This window comes from Kitasatospora sp. NBC_01539, from assembly GCF_045040525.1.
In the GTDB taxonomy this organism is placed as follows: Bacteria; Actinomycetota; Actinomycetes; order Streptomycetales; family Streptomycetaceae; genus Kitasatospora.
On record NZ_CP109390.1, the window covers coordinates 7,055,081 to 7,073,382 of the forward strand.

At 74.2% G+C, this 18,302-nt stretch carries 15 protein-coding genes; 4 read left to right on the forward strand and 11 right to left on the reverse strand.

The window, feature by feature from the left end; translation table 11 throughout:
* The first annotated feature begins 22 nt into the window (after window positions 1-22).
* Together OG335_RS30630 and sigJ are read left to right on the forward strand one after the other, a co-directional pair.
* Window positions 23-1,357 (forward strand): DUF2254 domain-containing protein, encoded by a 1,335-nt coding sequence (locus OG335_RS30630; protein WP_405014376.1) that lies wholly within the window; start codon window positions 23-25, stop codon window positions 1,355-1,357.
* 102 nt (window positions 1,358-1,459) lie between these two features.
* Window positions 1,460-2,344: an RNA polymerase sigma factor SigJ gene (gene sigJ / locus OG335_RS30635; protein ID WP_405014377.1), complete on the forward strand. Its 885-nt coding sequence runs from the start codon at window positions 1,460-1,462 to the stop codon at window positions 2,342-2,344.
* Window positions 2,345-2,409: 65 nt separating this feature from the next.
* Here sigJ and OG335_RS30640 read toward each other — a convergent pair whose 3' ends face one another.
* The 11 genes from OG335_RS30640 to OG335_RS30690 form a co-directional block, all read right to left on the reverse strand.
* Window positions 2,410-3,387: a cytochrome c oxidase assembly protein gene (locus OG335_RS30640; RefSeq protein ID WP_405014378.1), complete on the reverse strand. Its 978-nt coding sequence runs from the start codon at window positions 3,385-3,387 to the stop codon at window positions 2,410-2,412.
* A gap of 251 nt (window positions 3,388-3,638) precedes the next feature.
* On the reverse strand, window positions 3,639-4,646 hold the full coding sequence (locus tag OG335_RS30645; RefSeq protein ID WP_405014379.1) for a 2-hydroxyacid dehydrogenase: 1,008 nt from the start codon (window positions 4,644-4,646) through the stop codon (window positions 3,639-3,641).
* A 106-nt stretch (window positions 4,647-4,752) separates the two neighbouring features.
* On the reverse strand, window positions 4,753-5,517 hold the full coding sequence (locus OG335_RS30650) for an SDR family NAD(P)-dependent oxidoreductase (protein ID WP_405014380.1): 765 nt from the start codon (window positions 5,515-5,517) through the stop codon (window positions 4,753-4,755).
* A gap of 160 nt (window positions 5,518-5,677) precedes the next feature.
* A complete protein-coding gene (locus OG335_RS30655) occupies window positions 5,678-7,024 on the reverse strand; it encodes an MFS transporter (RefSeq protein ID WP_405014381.1) in 1,347 nt (448 codons plus the stop codon).
* Window positions 7,025-7,138: 114 nt separating this feature from the next.
* Window positions 7,139-7,720, reverse strand: a complete 582-nt coding sequence (locus OG335_RS30660; RefSeq protein WP_405014382.1) for a TetR/AcrR family transcriptional regulator — start codon at window positions 7,718-7,720, stop codon at window positions 7,139-7,141.
* Between the two features lie 100 nt (window positions 7,721-7,820).
* A complete protein-coding gene (locus OG335_RS30665; protein ID WP_405014383.1) occupies window positions 7,821-8,846 on the reverse strand; it encodes a 6-phosphofructokinase in 1,026 nt (341 codons plus the stop codon).
* Between the two features lie 342 nt (window positions 8,847-9,188).
* Window positions 9,189-9,917, reverse strand: a complete 729-nt coding sequence (locus OG335_RS30670; protein ID WP_405014384.1) for a type 1 glutamine amidotransferase — start codon at window positions 9,915-9,917, stop codon at window positions 9,189-9,191.
* A 59-nt stretch (window positions 9,918-9,976) separates the two neighbouring features.
* Window positions 9,977-11,239 carry a MurT ligase domain-containing protein gene (locus tag OG335_RS30675; RefSeq protein WP_405014385.1) on the reverse strand — a complete coding sequence of 421 codons (1,263 nt, stop codon included), beginning with the start codon at window positions 11,237-11,239 and terminating at the stop codon, window positions 9,977-9,979.
* 335 nt (window positions 11,240-11,574) lie between these two features.
* A complete protein-coding gene (locus tag OG335_RS30680) occupies window positions 11,575-12,960 on the reverse strand; it encodes a GNAT family N-acetyltransferase (protein ID WP_405014386.1) in 1,386 nt (461 codons plus the stop codon).
* 98 nt (window positions 12,961-13,058) lie between these two features.
* Window positions 13,059-14,507 (reverse strand): pyridoxal phosphate-dependent decarboxylase family protein, encoded by a 1,449-nt coding sequence (locus OG335_RS30685; RefSeq protein WP_405014387.1) that lies wholly within the window; start codon window positions 14,505-14,507, stop codon window positions 13,059-13,061.
* Between the two features lie 107 nt (window positions 14,508-14,614).
* On the reverse strand, window positions 14,615-15,721 hold the full coding sequence (locus OG335_RS30690; RefSeq protein WP_405014388.1) for a hypothetical protein: 1,107 nt from the start codon (window positions 15,719-15,721) through the stop codon (window positions 14,615-14,617).
* A gap of 335 nt (window positions 15,722-16,056) precedes the next feature.
* Between OG335_RS30690 and OG335_RS30695 the strand changes: the two genes are divergently transcribed.
* Window positions 16,057-16,332, forward strand: a complete 276-nt coding sequence (locus OG335_RS30695; protein ID WP_405014389.1) for a hypothetical protein — start codon at window positions 16,057-16,059, stop codon at window positions 16,330-16,332.
* A 42-nt stretch (window positions 16,333-16,374) separates the two neighbouring features.
* The gene (gene glmS, locus OG335_RS30700) at window positions 16,375-18,201 is read left to right on the forward strand and encodes a glutamine--fructose-6-phosphate transaminase (isomerizing) (protein ID WP_405014390.1); all 1,827 of its coding nucleotides are present in this window, start codon (window positions 16,375-16,377) and stop codon (window positions 18,199-18,201) included.
* Window positions 18,202-18,302: the final 101 nt, after the last annotated feature.

Sequence of the window (18,302 nt, forward strand, 5' to 3'; positions counted from 1 at the left end):
GGACACGCCCTAGCCTGAGGGGATGACGGACAGTCGGCCCGCACCCGCCCGCCACCGTGGCCGGCTGCGGCCGCTGTCACCACTGCGGGAGTACCTGCGGGAGGCGTTCTGGTTCGCGCCGCTGCTCGGCTGCGCCGGTGCGGTCCTGCTCGCCGGCGTCACGCTGTGGCTCGACGAGCAGGCCGTCCGGGTGACCGTCCGGGAGACCGGGTCCGCCGACGACCTGGTCAACTTCACCACCGCCGCGCAGAGCATCGTCTCCACCGTCAGTTCGGCGATGCTCACCTTCATCGGCGTGGTCTTCTCGATCTCGCTGGTGTCCCTGCAGATGGCGGCCAGCCAGTTCAGCCCCCGGGTGCTGCGCCTGTACGTGCGCAGCCGGCTCACCAAGGCGACGTTCGCCTCCTGCCTGGCCACGTTCGTCTTCACCCTGCTGGTGCAGCTCGGCTACGAGGACACCGACGATCCGGCCCTGGTGATCTCCGTGCCGGTCGCGTCCACGCTGGTCGCGCTGCTGCTGGTGTTCCTCAGCCTCGGCCTCTTCGTGCTGTACGTGCAGGCGACGCTGCGGCTGCTGCGGGTGCCGCACGTGATCGACCGGGTCACCCGCGAGTCGCTGTCGGTGCTCGCGGGCTACCGCCTGCTCGGCCCGGCGACGGGCCCGGCGGCGGGGCTGCTGCCGCCGGACGGGGCGGCCGTCCAGCTGCCGCACGAGGGCCACCCCGGGGTGCTCCGCGGCATCGACATCACCCGGCTCGTCCGGCTGGCCCGCCGGAACGGCGCGGTGTTCCACCTGGTGCCCCGGATCGGCGACTTCATCGCGCCGGGCACGCCCACCGTCCTGGTGGCGGGCGGCACCGCGCCGCGGCCGCGCCGGGTCGCCGCGGCGCTGAGCATCGGTGTCGACCGCACGATGCACCAGGACCTCAGCTTCGGCTTCCGGCAGCTCGTCGACATCGCGATCCGGGCGCTCTCCCCGGCGGTCAACGACCCGACGACGGCGGTGCAGGCCGTCGACCGGATCCACCAGCTGCTCGCGCTGCTCGCCCCGTACGAGATCGGCGAGCTGCGGCACCGTGACGCCGCGGGTGACGTCCGGCTGGTGCAGCCGGTGCCCGAGTGGCCGCGGACGGTCGAGCTGGCCTTCACCGAGATCCGGCTCTGCGGCGCCGACCAGCCGCAGGTGACCCGCCGCCTGGTCGCCGCGCTCGGTGACCTGCTGCGGATCGCGCCGGAGGCCCGGCGCGCCCCGCTGCTCGTCCAGCGCGCCCTGCTGCAGCGGGCCGTGGAGGAGCACGTCACCGATCCCGCCGAGCGGGCCTTCGCACTCGAACCCGACCGCCAGGGCATCGGCTGAGCCGCGGCCGCCGTCACATCGCCGGTACCCCGTACGTCAGGGTGACGACGGACGGACGCGACGGACGGACGCGACGGACGGACACCACGGAGGACGGGACCGATGGACGACGACCTTCTGGCGGAGGGCTTCGAGGCCCACCGCGGACACCTGCGCGCGGTGGCCTACCGGATGCTCGGCTCGCTCGGCGAGGCCGACGACGCGGTGCAGGAGTCGTGGCTGCGGCTCAGCCGCTCGGACGCCGCCGCCGTGGACAACCTGGGCGGCTGGCTCACCACCGTCGTCGGCCGGGTCTGCCTGGACATGCTGCGCTCCCGCCGCTCGCGCCGGGAGGACCCGGTGGGGGAGCACCTGCCCGATCCGGTCGTCGGCCGGGCCGACGGCGCCGCCGACCCCGAGCAGCAGGCGCTGCTGGCGGACTCCGTCGGCCTGGCCCTGCTCGTCGTGCTGGAGACCCTCGCCCCCGCGGAGCGGCTGGCGTTCGTGCTGCACGACATGTTCGCCGTGCCGTTCGAGGAGATCGCGCCGATCGTGGGCCGCACCCCGGCGGCCTCCCGCCAGCTGGCCAGCCGGGCCCGGCGCCGGGTGCGGGGCTCGGGCCCCGCACCCGAGCCCGACCCGGTGCGCCGCCGGGAGGTCGTCGACGCCTTCCTGGCGGCGTCCCGCGGCGGCGACTTCGAGGCGCTGCTGGCGGTGCTCGACCCGGACGTCGTGCTGCGCGCGGACGACGGCACGGTGCCCGGCGGGCTGCGGGTGGTGCGGGGCGCGGCCGCGGTGGCCTCGCAGGCGCTTCGCTTCCGGCAGGCGGCCCGGTCGGAGCGGCGGCACGTGCTCGTCAACGGCAGTCCCGGTCTGCTCGCGCTGGTCGACGGCCGTCCGGTGTCGCTGCTGGCGTTCACCGTCGCGCGGGGCCGGGTGGCCGGGATCGACGTCATCGCCGACCCGGACCGCCTCGCGGGCCTCGGCCCCGTCCTCCTGGGCGGCTGACGGAACGCCGCGAGCCCCGGCCGGTACCTCCGGCCGGGGCTCGCGCGGGTCGTCCGCGGGCGGCGTCAGCCGGCGTCCGCGGCACGGCCGCGCCGGTCGAGCGAGGCCAGGTACGCGTTGTACGCGACGAGCTCGGCGTCGCCGTCGCGGTCGGCGGCCCGGTCGGCACGGCGGGCCTGCCGCTCCTCGGAGCGCGCCCACTGCAGGGTCAGCGCGATGAGCACGATGGCGGTCGGGATCTCGCCGAACGCCCAGGTGATGCCGCCGGCGATCTTCTGGTCGTCCAGCAGGTGGGTGCCGGGCGGGGCGGTGGCGGCGCCGAACGTCGTGACCAGCTGACCGGTCGCCATCATGACCGCCACGCCGAAGAACGCGTGGAAGGGCATCCCCATGAACAGCTCCAGGATGCGCATCACGAAGCCCGGCCGGTGCGGGCCCGGGTCGACACCCATGATCGGCCAGAAGAACAGCAGGCCGACGGCCAGGAAGTGCACCATCATCGCCAGGTGCCCGAGCCGGTACTGCATGAGGAAGTCGAACAGCGGCGAGAAGTACAGCGCGTACAGGCTCGCGATGAACAGCGGGATCGTGAACCCCGGATGCGAGACCACCCGCACGTACCGGCTCTGCAGCAGTGCCACCAGCAGCTCGCGCGGGCCCTTGCCGTTGCCCCGGCCGGCGGGCCGCAGCGCGCGCAGCGCCAGGGTGATGGGGGCGCCGAGCAGCAGCAGGATCGGCGTGAACATCGACAGCACCATGTGCTGGATCATGTGGGCGCTGAACAGCACCATGCCGTAGTCGTTGAGACCGGTACAGGTGACCAGCACGAGGGTGCCGGTGCCGAGCGTCCAGGCGACCAGCCGGCCCACCGGCCAGCGGTCGCCGCGCCGCCACAGCCGCACCGCGGCGGCCGTGTACAGGGCCAGGGCGAGCACCGCGCCGATCAGGAAGGGCCAGTCGGGCGACCACTGCAGGGCCGCGGAGGGGGTGTACGGGCCCAGCGTCCCCCCGTGGTGGTGCATCCCCGTCATGCCGTCGCCCATCGGCGCGTCCTGCTTTCCCTGGCACCGCCCGTGCCCGCCGCGGGCCGGTCCGGTTTCGTCCGTTTTGCTTCGGCCAGACTAGGCGGCGCCCACGGGCCGCCGGCAGCCGCCCCCCGGCCGTCCCCGACGGCCCGCTGCCGGTCGCCCGTCCGTCCTGCGTCCGTCCCGCGTCCGTCCCGCGCCCGTCGCGCGCCCGGCCGTCGTCCGGCCGTCGTCGGGCCGGGCCCGTTCGCCGCGGGAGGGCGTGCCGGTCAGCGGCCGCCGTCCTTGCCGGCCACCAGGGTGTTCTCGTTGCTGCGCCCCGCCGCGAAGTCGTCGACGTTGCGGACGGTCGCCCCGATGATCTGCCCGACCGCGGTACGGGTGAAGTACGCCTGGTGCGAGGTCACGAGCACCTGCGGGAAGCTCATCAGCCGGGCCAGCACGTCGTCGGTGATGCCGCGGACCGACCGGTCGGTGAAGAACACGCCGGTCTCCTCCTCGTACACGTCGAGTCCGACCCCGGAGAGCCGGCCGGCGCGGAGCGCCTCCACCAGGGCGGCGCTGTCGACGAGCCCGCCCCGACTGGAGTTCACCAGCAGGGCGTCGGGCTTCATCCGGGCGAGGGCGGGGCCGTCGATGAGGTGCTCGGTGTCGGGCAGCAGCGGCACGTGCAGGCTGACGAGGTCGCTGCGGGCGAGCAGCTCGTCCCGGTCGACGTACGTCATGCCGAGGTCGAGGCAGTCCTGGTTCCGCGCGATGTCCCAGCCCAGCAGCTCGGTGCCGAAGCCGTGCGCGATCCGGGCGAAGCACTCGCCGATCTTGCCGGTGCCGATGACACCGACGGTCATGCCGTGCACGTCCCGGCCGAGCAGGCCGTCCAGCCGGAAGTCGAACTCGCGGGCCCGGCTCGCGGCCCGGGTGATCCTGCGGTTCACGGCGAGCGCCAGCGCCCAGGCGTGCTCGGCCACCGCGTAGGGCGAGTAGTACGAGACCCGGGCGACGGTGAGGCCGAGCTCGCGGGCGGCGTCCAGGTCGATGTTGTTGAATCCGGTGGACCGCTGGGTGACGAGCCGGGTGCCGCCCGCGGCGAGCCGGGTCAGCGCGGCCCGGTCGAGCACCGCGTTGACGCTGCTGCTCACCACCGGCACGCCCTCCGCGAGCGGGGCGGTGTCCTCGGTGAGGAAGACGTCGAGCATGCGGAGGTCGTGTCGGCCCTCGAAGGCCTCGCTCAGCATCGGTCGCTCGTCGGCCTGCACGCCGTAGGCGAGGATCTCCATCGGGTGCTCCCTCCTGCTCGCACGTTCACCGGTCCGGGCGTGCCCCGGGCCACCTCCGTACGGTATGCCCGGGGCCCGCCGCGCAGGGGCGCCGGCGGACGGCGTGTCAGGCGGAGGCGCCGCCGTCGACGACGAGGTCGGTGCCCACCACCGACGCCGCGTCGGCGGAGGCGAGGTAGAGCACGGCGGCGGCGACCTCGGCGGTGCTGGAGACCCGGCCGAGCGGCGACTGCTCCTTCATGCGGGCGGCGCGCTCGGTGGGGCCCTCGCCGGGCCGCAGCGACATCGCGGTGTCGGAGGCGCCGGGGCTGACGGCGTTGATCCGCACGCCGTCGCGGATGTGGTCGAGTGCGGCGGCCCGGGTGAGGGCGGAGACGGCGGCCTTGCTCGCGGCGTAGCCCGCCAGGCCGGGGAGCCGGGTGTGGGCGCCGATGTTGGACGAGACGTTGACGATCGCGCCGCCGCCGTGCGCCCGCATGTGGGAGATCTGCGCCTGCATGGCGAGGACGGTGCCGAGCACGTTGGTCTCCAGCAGGGCCCGCCAGTCGTCGGGGTTCTGGTCGGCGAACGGGCGGCCGCCGCGCAGGATGCCGGCGTTGTTGACGGCGACGTCCAGGGCGCCGAGCCGGCCGACCGTGTCGGCGACGAGCGCGGTGGTGCGCACGGCGTCCGTGGTGTCCGTGGCGATCGCCTCCGCCGTGCCCCCGGCCGCCCGGATCATCGCGGCGGTCTCGGCGAGGGTGGCCGGGGTGCGTCCGGCCACGGCGACCGCGGCTCCTTCGGCGGCGAAGGCCAGGGCGATGGCACGGCCGAGGCCGCTGCCGCCCCCGGTGACGAGGGCGGTGCGGCCGGCGAAGCGCTGGGACGTCATGGTGGTGCTCCTGTGCTCGGTGCGGGTGGCGCTGTGACTTCGTGGACGGGGCTGTGGGAGTGGGCTGCGGGCGGTGGGCTGCGGGGTCGGCCCGCGGGTGTGCCGCGGGGTCGGGCGGCGGGGTGCCCGGGTGGTCCGGGTGCCCCGCCGCCCGGGCGGGTCAGCCGCGGCGGGCGGTGAGGCCGCCGGCCAGGGCGGTGAGGGCGAAGAGGGCCGCGGCCGCGCCGAGGGCGGATCCGCCGGACCCGACCGTGAGCAGGGCGGTGAGGAGCACGGTCGGGCCGAGCTCCATCGCGGTGTTGAGGACGCCGCCGGCCAGGCCGATCTGCGCCTCGGGCACGCCGTCGGTGGCGAGCACGGCCGCACCGGCGAAGGCGAGGGCGGCGCCGAAGGGCAGCAGGAGCAGCCCGGGCAGCAGGCCCGGCAGGTAGGCGGTGTGGGTGTCGAGGCCGGCGAGGGCGAGGAGGCCGGCCGCGCCGGTGGCGAGCCCGGCGACGGTGACGGTCCGCGGGCCGAACCGGCCGACGAGCGGCCCGGCGAACCGGCCGCCGGCGAGCAGGGCGGCGGCGTACGGGAGGAAGGCGCCGGAGGTGGCGAGGGGGGTCCAGCCGAGGTCCTGCTGGAGGTGCAGGGTCATGAGCAGGAAGACGGTGGCGGTGCCGCCGGCGCTGAGCAGGGTGGCGCCGAGGCCGAGGAGGCGGCGGCCGCCGCGGAGGAAGCCGAGGGGCAGCAGCGGTTCGGCGGCGCGGCGCTCCCGCAGGACGAAGGCGACGAGCAGCAGGAGGCCGGCGGCGAACGGCGGCACCCAGCCGCCGGTCTCGGTCAGCACCAGGCCGTAGCTGACGAGCACGGTGCCGGCGGTGGCGAGCACGGCGCCGGGCAGGTCGAGGGCGGGGCGCCGCTCGCGGGGCGGGTCGGCGGGCAGGAGGCGCGGGGCGAGGACGAGGGCGGCGGCGGTGACGATCACCGGCACGACGAACATCCACCGCCAGGAGAGCCAGTCGGCGACGGCACCGGAGGCGAGGTTGCCGGTGGTGGCGCCGAGCACGGAGAGCCCGCCCCAGGTGGCCATGGCCCGGCCGTACTCGGCGGCGCTGGGCAGCAGGGCCCGCAGCACGGCCATGCCGGCCGGGGCGACGAGGGCCGCGCCGACGCCCTGCAGGAACCGCAGGAGCAGCAGGGCGGTGAAGCCGGGGGCGAAGGGGGCGGCGGCGGAGGCGAGGCCGAGCACGACGAGTCCGCCGGTGAGCACGCGGCGGCCGCCGTAGCGGTCGGTGAGGCGGCCGCCGAGCAGGAGGAGGGCGGCGAAGGAGAGTCCGTAGGCGGCGTTGAGGAGGACGAGGTCGCTGTGGTCGAGGCCGAACTCGCGGCCGATGTCGGGCAGCGGTACGGAGATCGCCATCAGGGTGAAGATCAGGGTCGCCTGGACGGTCCCCAGCAGGGCGAAGCCGGCGGTGGTGCGTGGCGGGCGGGCGGTGGACGTCGGAGCGATGGCGTTGGCGGTCATGATGGTCCCCCTCTTTCTGTACCGTTCGTTCCATTATATGGTCATGCGAGGATCCGCGCAGGGATTTTCGCGAGGACCGCCGGGGCGGTCGCGCGGGCGGTGCGGCGGCGCCGCTCAGTCCAGCAGGGACAGGGCGAGCCGGGTGGCGTCGGTGATCCGCCGCGGGTCGTCGCCGGCCTTGCCGACCACCCGGATGCCCTGCATCACCGTGAGCAGCAGCCGGGCGAGGGCCTGCGGCTCCTTCTCGGGGCCCAGTTCGCCCTGGGCCTGGGCCCGGGTGAGCGCGCCGGCGGTGAGCGTCTCCAGGTAGTCCCAGCTGGCGCGGACCCGTCGGGCGGCGTCCCTGTCGTGCGCGGCGAGTTCGGTGGCGGTGTTGGTGACCAGGCAGCCGCGCAGCCGCTGCTCGCGCAGTGCTTCGTCGGCGAAGCGCCGCACCACGCCCCGTACGGCGGCCAGGGCCGGGCCGGGCTGCGACAGCTCGGTGAGCAGGGTGGCGTCGGTGTTCTCGCGGTAGCGGTCGAGCGACCGCAGGAACAGTTCGTGCTTGCTGCCGAAGGTGGCGTAGAGGCTGGCGCGCCCGAGGCCGAGGCGCTCCGTGAGGTCGGCCATCGAGGTCGCCTCGTAGCCGCGCTCCCAGAACAGCTCGACGGCTGCCTGCAGCGCCGCGTCCGGATCGAACTCCTTGGTCCTTGCCATGGGAAGACCGTACCTCTATCTGGATCGATCGGTCAAGAAAGGCGGGCGAAAAGAACCCCGTCCACGGCAGCGCGGACGGGGTCCTGTCGTACGGCGGCGCTCAGATGACCGTCTCGGCCTCGACGTAGCGCTCCTGCGGCACCGTCTTCAGCTCGGCCACGGCCTCGGCCAGCGGCACCAGCTTGATGTCCGTGCCCTGCAGCGCGGTGATGTGCCCGAACGCACCCTTGTGCGCCGCCTCCACCGCGTGCCAGCCGAAGCGGGTGGCCAGCACCCGGTCGTACGCGGTCGGGGTGCCGCCGCGCTGGGTGTGGCCCAGGATCACCGGACGCGCCTCCTTGCCGAGGCGGTGCTCCAGCTCGCGGGAGAGCTGGGTGGCGATGCCGGTGAACCGCTCGTGGCCGTACATGTCCTTGGTGCCCTCCTCCCACGGCATGCTGCCGGGCTCGGGCTTGGCACCTTCGGCGCAGACGACGATGGCGAACTTCTTGTGGCGGTCGAAGCGCTCGCGCACGACCTCGGTCAGCTTGTCGATGTGGAACGGGCGCTCCGGCACCACGATGGCGTGGGCGCCGGCGGCCATGCCCGCGTTCAGCGCGATCCAGCCGGTGTGGCGGCCCATGACCTCGACGACCATGACCCGCTGGTGCGACTCGGCGGTCGTCTTCAGGCGGTCGAGCGCGTCGGTGGCCACCGAGACGGCGGTGTCGAAGCCGAAGGTGACGTCGGTGCACGCGATGTCGTTGTCGATGGTCTTCGGCACACCGACGACCGGCAGGCCGCCGTCGCTCATCAGCTTGGCCGCCTTGAGCGTGCCCTCGCCGCCGATCGGGATGATCGCGTCGATGCCGAGGTCCTTGCAGTGCTGCTTGGCGCGTTCCACGCCGTCCCGCAGGTGGCTCGGCTGCACGCGCGAGGAACCGAGGATCGTGCCGCCCTGAGCGAGGATGCCGCTCACCGAGTCGAGGGTGAGCGGGCGGTGCGCGCCTTCGAGGAGGCCGCGCCAGCCGTCCTGGAAACCGATGATCTCGTCGCCGTGGTCGACCACCCCCCGGTGGACCACGGAACGGATCACCGCGTTCAGGCCGGGGCAGTCACCGCCGCTGGTCAGGACACCAATACGCATTGCTTTGCAACTCCCCTGGGGGCACCTCCCAGCCGCCAGGCTGGGGGGAAGAACCGGAGGCCGGACTACCACCGCGGTGTCGCCACCGCGGGCCGGTCGCCGTCGGACGTCATCGACCTGGGGCGACCTGAGGCACAGCATACGGTCCCTGCGTCCGGCCGGGCAGGAGCCGAGCGGGAGCGGCATCGTCGACGCGTCCGCGCAAAACTGCAGCCGGACGCCGAGGAGGGTGGTGCGTCCAGCGTTCCTATTCTCTTATGCAATCCGCCCGCGGGGCACCGGCTGACCGCCATGCGGTCAGCCGGGCACCCTCGCGGTGGTCAGCCCGGCACCCTCGGGTGGTCAGGCGGGCTGGCTGGTGGCGGCGATCCGCTCCGCACGGAGCGCGTCGTACCACGTGGTGTCGGCCGGCGGCAGCGCGTTCACGTCGAGCGCCAGCTTGAGCAGCATGTCGGCGACCGCGGGGTTGCGGGCCATCACCGGGCCGTGCAGGTAGGTGCCGAAGACGGTGTCGCGGTACGCGCCCTCGGTGCCGTCACCGGTACCGTTGCCGCGCCCGACCTTCACGCTCGCGAACGGCTTCACGCCCGCGCCGAGCTCCGTCACGCCCTGGTGGTTCTCGAACCCGGTCAGCTGCGGCAGGCCGAGCTGCGGGTCGACGTCGGCGAGCACGTCGCCGACGCAGCGGGCGCCCTCGCCGCGGACCGTCCGGACGTCGAGCAGGCCGAGGCCCGCCTCGCGCTCGCCGAGGTCGTTGATGAACTCGTGCCCGAGGATCTGGTAGCCGGCGCAGACCGAGAAGATGATCGCGCCGTTCTCGGAGGCCCGGACGAGCCCGCCGTCGTTGCGCAGCCGCTCCGCGGCCAGGCGCTGCGGACGGTCCTCGCCGCCGCCGATCAGGTAGATGTCGCCGCTGGTCGGCACCGCCTGGTCGGAGCGGACGTCGATCCGGGTGACCCCGAGGCCGCGCTGGCGGGCCCGGCGCTCGACGACGAGCGCGTTGCCGCGGTCACCGTAGGTGCTCAGCAGGTCGGGGTAGACCCACACCAGGCGCAGGCTGCTCTCACTCATCCTCGAAGGCCTTCCGTACGACTGCTGCTGCGGGGGCTGCGGCTCGGTGGGCTGCGCCATCAGACGGTCACCGCCTTGCGCAGCTGCTGGAACGCGGTGTAGTTCGCGATGGCCTCGATCCGGCCCGGGGGCGCGGCCAGGACGGCCTGCTCCAGCGTGTCGACCACCTGGAACTGCAGCCCGGCGACCTCCAGGCGCACCGCGAGGTCGAGCTTGCGCTGGCCCATCACGAAGATCGGGTGGCCGGCGAGGCGCTCGTAGTCGACGTCCCACAGCCAGGAGGTGTCGGTGCCGTCCGCGTCGAGCGCGTTGACGGAGAGGATGACCGGTGCGGGCGGACCGTCGATGAGGGTGAAGGTCTCCAGCCAGCCCGCGGGGTTCTTGGCGAGCAGCAGGCGGACCTCCCGGCCGCGGTACTGCACCACGTCGTAGCGGCCGGCGACGGCGGCGACGGTCTGCATCCGCTGGAGGGCGACCTGCGGGGCGACCCCGAAGACCGCGGCGACCGCGGCGGAGCTGGTGGCGTTGGCGAGGTTGGCGCGGCCGGGCAGCTGCAGCTGGATGGGCCAGGCGCCGCGGTGCGGGTCGATGACGTGGGTGCCCTGGAGCGCCCAGTGCGGGTTCGGACGGCGGAAGCCGCACTGCGAGCAGAACCAGTCGTCGCCGGGCCGCTGCATCACGCCGCCGCAGGACGGGCACGACCAGGCGTCCTCCTTCCACGCCTGCCCGGCGGCCACCCAGACCACCTTCTTGCAGGAGGAGGCGGCCCAGGTCACCAGCGGGTCGTCGGCGTTGGCCACGATCACGGCGTCGCTGTCCTTCAGGCCCTCGCGCCACTTCTCGGCCATCATGCGGGTCTCGGCGGCGCGGTCCAGCTGGTCGCGCGAGAGGTTCAGCAGCGCTATGGCCTTCGGGCGGGTGTCCCGGGCGACCATCGCGAGGTACTTCTCGTCGACCTCGATGACGCCGAAACGGGCGTCGGAGCCGCCGGCCAGGGCGGCGGTGATGCCGGCCGGCATGTTGGCGCCCAGGGCGTTCGACACGACCGGGCCGACGGCGCGCAGCGCCTCGGCGATCAGGCGGGTCGTGGTGGTCTTGCCGTTGGTGGCGCTGACGAGCACGACGTCGAGGTGCTCGGAGAGCGTGGCGAGCAGATCGGGGTCGAGCTTGAGCGCGATCTTGCCGCCGATCACCGAGCCGCTGCCCCGGCCGGCCTTCTGGGAGAGCGCGGCGGCCATCTTCCCGGCCGTCACGGCGATCTTGGCGCGGGCGGGCAGCGAGGCGTCGCGTGCGGCCGTGGCTTCCGAATCGGTGCCTGCCATGCTCAGTGGTTCCTCCTTGCTGCGGCACCGCCCGGGTTGTGGTGACCTTCGGACGGCGGGGACGTGGGCCAGCCTACCCACTCCTTGTGCACGCTTTGAGCGCCGGACCCCCGCGCCGCCTGCCGGAACCCGCCGCACGGGGGCCGTTCGGGGCCCTCCCCGGTCCCGGGGCGGGTCGTCGGCCGGGCGGTGACGGTCCGTCCGTGACGCACGCCACCGGCCCGGCCGCTCGGGGAGCGGCCGGGCCGGCGACGGTCGGTCGGCTGAGGTCGGGGTGCGGGCCCGGAGCGCGGTGGGGCGGAGCGCGCGGGTCCGGGGGTGCGGGCCGGGTGCGGTCAGCGGCCGGGGCGGGTGGTCCAGGGGGTCGGCAGCTTGTCGGCCGCCTCCGCGAGGTGCGCGGTGATCACCAGGGTGCCGTCCTCGACCTGGTAGTCGAGGGGGGCGGAGAGCTTGCGCATGGTCGAGATCAGCCCGGTGTTGGAGGAGTGCGTGACGGCGTAGACCGTCTGCACCTGCGACTCCAGGGCGAGCGCGGCCATCCGGCGCAGCAGGTCGACGCCGAGGCCCTGGCGCTGCCAGGCGTCCTCGACGAGCAGCGCCACCTCGGCGCCCTCGTCGTCCCACATGAGGTGGGCGAGGGCGACGATCCGCCCGTCGGCGGCCTCGACGGCGAGGGTCTGGCCGTGCCGGGGGTCGAGCAGGTGGTGGAGGTACCGGTCGGCGTCGCCGACGGGACCGTGGTAGCGCTTGCGCAGGGTCTCGGGGGAGCAGCGGTGGTGCATCTCCAGGGCGGCCTGCCGGTCGGCGGGCTCGGCGCGGCGCACGGTCAGGTCGGCGCCGGCGGACCGGGCCAGCCGGGCCTCGACCTTGGGCACCCGGGGGCCGAGCAGGCTGTCGAGTTCGACGAGGGCCTGGCCGCGGGCGAACTCGGTCGGCGTGAAGGGCAGGTGCGGCCGGGTGAGTTCGACGAGGTCACCGCCGGGGACGGGCAGGCGCATGACGTGGCCGTCGACGCCGGCCGGGGTGGAGCGGCCGCGGTCCGGGTACTGCCGGATCGTGCAGCGGCCGAAGAGCTGCCGCAGGGCGACGGGCAGCTCGGCGGCGTCCAGGGCGGTGCGGGTGGCGAGGGCGAGGACGTGCGTGGGCGCGTCGACGAGTTCGTGGGCGTCGGCCCGGTCGGTCCAGATGTCGTGGCCGCCGGCGGCGGCGACCGCGCGGGTCAGCTCGGCCCGGTCGAGGGCCTCCGGTGCGCGGACGAAGAACTCGTCGACGGCGCCGGACGGCAGCGGGTGCGACTGCATCGAGATGATGTTGACCCGCAGCCCGGCCAGCGCCGTGCAGACCCGGGCCAGGCTGCCGGGGGAGTCCTCGACGGTGGTGCGCACCCGCCACAGGACGGTCGCCTCCAGTCCGTCGAGGGGGCCGCTCACGGGCTCCTCGCCGGGTGGGGCGTGCGTGCCGGGGGCGGGAGGTCCGTGCGGCCGCCGGTGTGCCCACCATCCGTGGAACACCGCGGTGGCGAACAGTGCGACGGCGGACACGACGAGCACCACCGGGCCGTCGTGGCCGTGCACGACGACGTTGGCGACGAGGTCGGCGGTGGCGACGGCGAGGAAGACCGCCGCGAGTTCGACGGTCTCCCGGCGCCAGCGGTGGGTGCGGACGGCGCGCCGCTGGGCGCGGGAGGGGCCGGTGGTCGTGGTGACTGTGAGATCGTCCATGCACACATCGTGTCGTGCCGGTGTTTCGCGATCACGAATCTCCCGTGACCTGTCGGTAAATGTCTCCGCATTCCGGGACCTGACATGATCAGGGCAGGTCAGTCCCGGCGGTCGGTGCCCGGACGGTCCGTCAGCTCCGCTCCGGCCGCGCGCACTTCGTCCAGCAGCAGGCGGACGTCGTCCTCGGTGGTGGTGGCGTTCAGGAGGCAGGCGCGGAGCATCTCGTGTCCGCGGAGCACCGCGCCGGTGACGAACACCCGTCCGCGCAGCTGCACGGCGACGGGCAGCTCGCGGTTGACGCGGTCGGTCCCGGCCGCGTCCAGCCCGGCCGGGCGGTAGCGGAACGCCACGATGGAGGTCTCCACCGGGGCGAGCAGCTCCAGGTCGGGGGCGGCGTCGACGAGCTCGCCGAGCCGGCGGGCGAGCGCCGTGGTGTGCGCGATGTCGGCGGCGACCCCGGCCCGGCCGCGGTGCGCGATCGACGCCCACACCTTCAGCGAGCGGAAGGGCCGGGTCTGCTCGGTGCCGTACTCGGAGAACCAGCCGAGCGACCCGGCCGCCTCGTCGCGCAGGTAGGAGGGGACGAGGCTGAACGTGCCGCGCAGCTCCTCGGTGTCGCGGACGAGCGCGCAGCCGCAGTCGACCGGCACGCCGAGCCACTTGTGCGGGTCGAGGGCGAGCGAGTCGGCGCGGTCCATGCCCGCGTACCGGTGGGCGATGGCCGGGTCGAGCACGCCGAAGGCGCCGTACGCGCCGTCGACGTGCAGCCACAGGCCCTCGCGTCCGGCGAGGTCGGCGATCGGGCCGAACGGGTCGACGGCGCCGGTGCCGACGGTGCCGGCGGAGGCGACGACGAGGAACGGCAGCCGCCCGGCGGCGCGGTCCTCGGCGACGGCGTCCGCCAGGGCGCCGAGGTCGAGGCGGCCCTCGCCGTCGGCGGCGACGGTGCGCAGGTGCCGGCTGCCCAGGCCGAGCAGCTCCCAGGCCTTGCGGACGCAGGAGTGGGTCTCGCCGGTGACGTAGCCGACCATCGGCGGCAGCGCGGCGACGCCCTCCGTGCGGACGTCGACGCCGGCGCGGCGGGCCGCGCGGTTCCGGGCGGCGGCGACGCAGACGATGGTGGCCATCGAGGTGCCGGAGGTGAGCAGGCCGCCGCCGGCCGGGTGGGGGAAGCCGACGAGCTCGGCGATCCAGCGGACCACGGCCCGCTCCAGGTGCACGTCGGCGTGGTCGCCGCCGGCCGAGCTGGGGTTCATCGCCGCGGCGGCGAGGGTGGCGAGCACCCCGGCGGGCTGCGGGGCGGAGTTGACCCAGCCGAAGAAGCGCGGGTTGCCGTTGCCCATCGGGGCGGGCATGACCTGCTCGCCGATGGTCTTCAGCAGGGCGTCCAGCGGGGCGCCCTCCTCGGGCAGCGGCAGGTCGAGCAGGGCCTGCCGGTCGGCGACCGGCATCGGCTGCCAGACCGGCCGGCCGGGCAGCCCGTCGAGGTAGTCGGCGACCAGGTCGGCGGTGGCGCGGGCGGCGGTACGGAAGTCGTCGGACGTCATGGTGGAGCGCTCCAGCGGAGTGACGGGGGAGACCGGGCACGACGTCCTCGGCGCACCTGCGTGCAGATCGTACGCCTCCGGTCCCCCCGGCCGGTCCGCGGGCCCGTCTAGTCCAGGGTGGCGGACAGGCCGCCCGCGGACCGGCAGTACCCGGCGATCTCGGCGTCGGTGATCTGCTTGCAGAGCTTCGCGGCGGCACCGGACTCGGTGTAGTTGACCGTCCAGTAGCTCACCAGTCCCTGGGCGCACGCCTTGCGCTGCCAGACGTCGGCGGCGGTGGCGCACTGCTGGGCGGCCCAGTCGGGGCGGTCGAGGTTGTACTTCATGATCCGGGAGCCGGCGCCGCGGCTGCAGTCGGGCCCGCCGCCGCTCGCCTGGGCGTTGAGGCACCACTTCAGGGCGCCCGCGAAGGCCTCCGGGTGGTGGGCGTAGTCGTGCGAGCTCAGGTAGAAGGTCGGCGCGTAGAAGAAGCAGGCGGACTGGAAGAGCGCCGGCTGCTCGGGGCACGGGTAGAGGGGGTCGGCGGCGAGCTTGTCGGCGGGCAGGTTCGCCTTGGCCTTCTCGTCCTCCTCGTCCGGCGCGAAGAGCTGCATGAACACGCCCTCGGAGCAGGTGATCCGGCGGCTGGTGGTGGGGAACTTGCTGCACAGGTCGCGGGCGGCCGGGATGTCCTGCTTGGTGACGAACATGATGCCGTGCCCGACGCCGTGGATGCACGGGCCCTTGTTGGCCGGGGCGCACAGCGTGAGGATGTCCTCCTTCGGCTTCTTCGACGCCGCGAGCATCTCCTCGACCGCGCCGTGCAGGTAGCCCGCGGCGCAGGTCTCGTGCGGGAACGAGATGACCTTCTGGAAGTCCTCGTGGTAGCGCTTGACCGCCGCGTGGCCGAGCTCGTGCGCGATCGGGTGGCAGAACCGCACGGTGTACGGCTTGTCCTTGCTGATCCTGTCCAGGTCCGCCAGGGCGATGCCGGGGTCGGTGGCGTCCATCTCGGCCATCAGCTTGTTGCGCAGCGTGGAGCGCGTCCAGACCGCGGGATCACCGGTGGGGGAGGCGGAGACGGCGGCCGCCGCGCCGGGAGCGGCCTGGGTCGTCGCCGGGGCGCCGACCGCGGCGGCCGCCCCCGGGGGCGTCCACTCGGTCACCGAGACCGCTCCCAGGCCGAGCACGGCGAGCAGGACGGCGGTGACGATCGCGAAGAGCCGCGGTTGCATGCGTGAATCCCCCGGTGGTCGGCGACGGACGGGTGGCTCCACCCATCCTGACGGCGGCACGGCCGAATGCACGGACCGGCTGCCGCCGAACGGTGATGTGTCGGCGCCGCCGGACGCACGCGGCACCCGGACGGCGGAACGGCCCCCCGCGCCGACACGCCGGCCCCACCGTCTCACACCGCGTCCGCCGACCGCCCGCGGGCCGCCGCAACGCCGCCGCCCGGCCCCGCGCGTCCGTGCCCCCGCGCCGCCGGTGCGCCGAATGCCGGATCACCTGCCCGATTTCGGGCAGGAATCTTGGGTTTCCGGCCGACCCGCGCATAGGCTCCCCACTCGTGCCTGCCTCACCCCACCCTCACGAAGACCTCCTCGCGCACCTCACCCGCACCAGCCCGCTCGGGCCGGGCGAGGCCGCGCGGGTCGTGGCGGAGGTGCTCGCGTACTTCTCGGAGACCACCGAGGAGTACGTCCGCCGCCGCCACGGCGAGCTGCAGGCACGCGGCCTGACCAACGAGCGGATCTTCGCCCGCCTCGGCGCCGAACTGGCGTCCCGGCGCGTCGCGGCACCCGAGCTGTCCACCCGGCAGCTGCGCCGCATCGTGTACGGCTGAGGCGGCCCACCCGCAGCGCGCAACCGAAGGAGTCCCACCCCTATGTGCGGAATCGTGGCCTACATCGGCCCCAAGGACGCCACCGCCTTCCTCCTGGAAGGCCTGCAGCGACTGGAGTACCGCGGCTACGACTCGGCCGGCGTCGCCGTCACCGGCAAGCCGGGCGCACTGAAGGTCTGCAAGGTCAAGGGCCGCGTGGCCGACCTCGCGGCCGCCGTGCCCGCCCGCTTCAAGGGCACCACCGGCATCGGCCACACCCGCTGGGCGACCCACGGCGAGCCCAGCGACGCCAACGCCCACCCGCACACGGACAACGCCGGCGGCATCGCCGTCGTCCACAACGGCATCATCGAGAACGCCGACGAGCTGCGCGCCAAGCTCACCGCCGAGGGCGCCGTCTTCACCTCCGAGACCGACACCGAGGTGCTCGCCCACCTCGTCTCCGCGCACGCCGTCGACGGCGTCGAGCTGGAGGACGCCGTCCGCGCCGCCCTCAAGCACATCGTCGGCACCTACGGCATCGCCGTCGTCGACGCCCGCCAGCCCGACCGCATCGTCGTCGCCCGCAACGGCAGCCCGATCGTGCTCGGCCTCGGCGAGAAGGAGATGTTCGCCGCCTCCGACGTCTCCGCGCTGGTGCGCTACACCCGCCAGGTCGTCCACCTGGAGGACGGCGAGCTCGCCGTCGTCCGCGCCGACGGCTTCAGCACCTTCACCGAGGACGCCCGCACCGTCACCCGCCAGCCGTCCACCGTCGACTGGGAGGTCGGCGCGTACGACACCGGCGGCTACGAGCACTACCTGCTCAAGGAGATCCACGAGCAGCCCGCCGCCGTCGAGCGCACCCTCTCCGGCCGGCTCGACGAGCGCTTCGCCACCGCCCACCTCGGCGGCCTCAACCTCGACGCCCGCGAGCTGCGCGAGATCCGCCGCGTCAAGATCCTCGGCTGCGGCTCCGCCTACTACGCCGGCGAGATGGGCGCCCAGCTGATCGAGGAGCTCGCCCGCATCCCCGCACACAGCGAGCCCGCCTCCGAGTTCCGCTACCGCAACCCGGTCATCGAGGCCGACACCCTCTACATCGCGGTCAGCCAGTCCGGCGAGACCTACGACACCCTGGCCGCCGTCCAGGAGATCAAGCGCAAGGGCGGCCGCGTCCTCGGCGTCGTGAACACCGTCGGCAGCGCCATCGCCCGCGAGTGCGACGGCGGCATGTACCTGCACGCCGGCCCCGAGATCTCGGTCGCCTCCACCAAGGCCTTCACCTCCACCGTGATCGCCTTCGCCCTGCTGGCCCTGCACTTCGGCCGCATCCACGACCTCTCGCCCGCCGACGGCCGCCGCATCGTCGCCGCCCTCAAGGCACTGCCCGGCCACATCCGGCAGATCCTCGAACAGCAGGACGAGATCGCGAAGCTCGCCGCCGAGTACGCCGACAACACCGGCATGATGTTCATCGGACGCGTCCGCGGCTACCCGGTCGCCCGCGAGGGCGCCCAGAAGCTCAAGGAGATCAGCTACGTCCACGCCGAGGCGTACCCCGCCAGCGAGCTCAAGCACGGCCCGCTCGCACTGATCAGCCCCGAGCTGCCGACCGTCGCCCTCGTGCCCGACGACGAACTCCTCGACAAGAACCTCACCACCCTCGGCGAGATCAAGGCCCGCTCCGGCCGCGTCCTCGCCATCGCCCACCGGGCACCCGACGCCAAGCTCGCCGACCACTGCATCCTCGTGCCGAAGAGCGAGCCCGAGCTCGACCCGCTGCTCCTCAACATCCCGCTGCAACTGCTCGCCTACCACGCCGCGGTCGCCCTCGGCCGCGACGTCGACAAGCCGCGCAACCTCGCCAAGAGCGTCACCGTCGAGTAGCCGCGCCCCTGCCGTCCCGCCCCGCCGTCCGTCACCGCCGCCCTGTTCCGGCGGCGACGGACCGCGGGGCGGAGCCCGTCCGTGACCGGCGGCCCGGACCG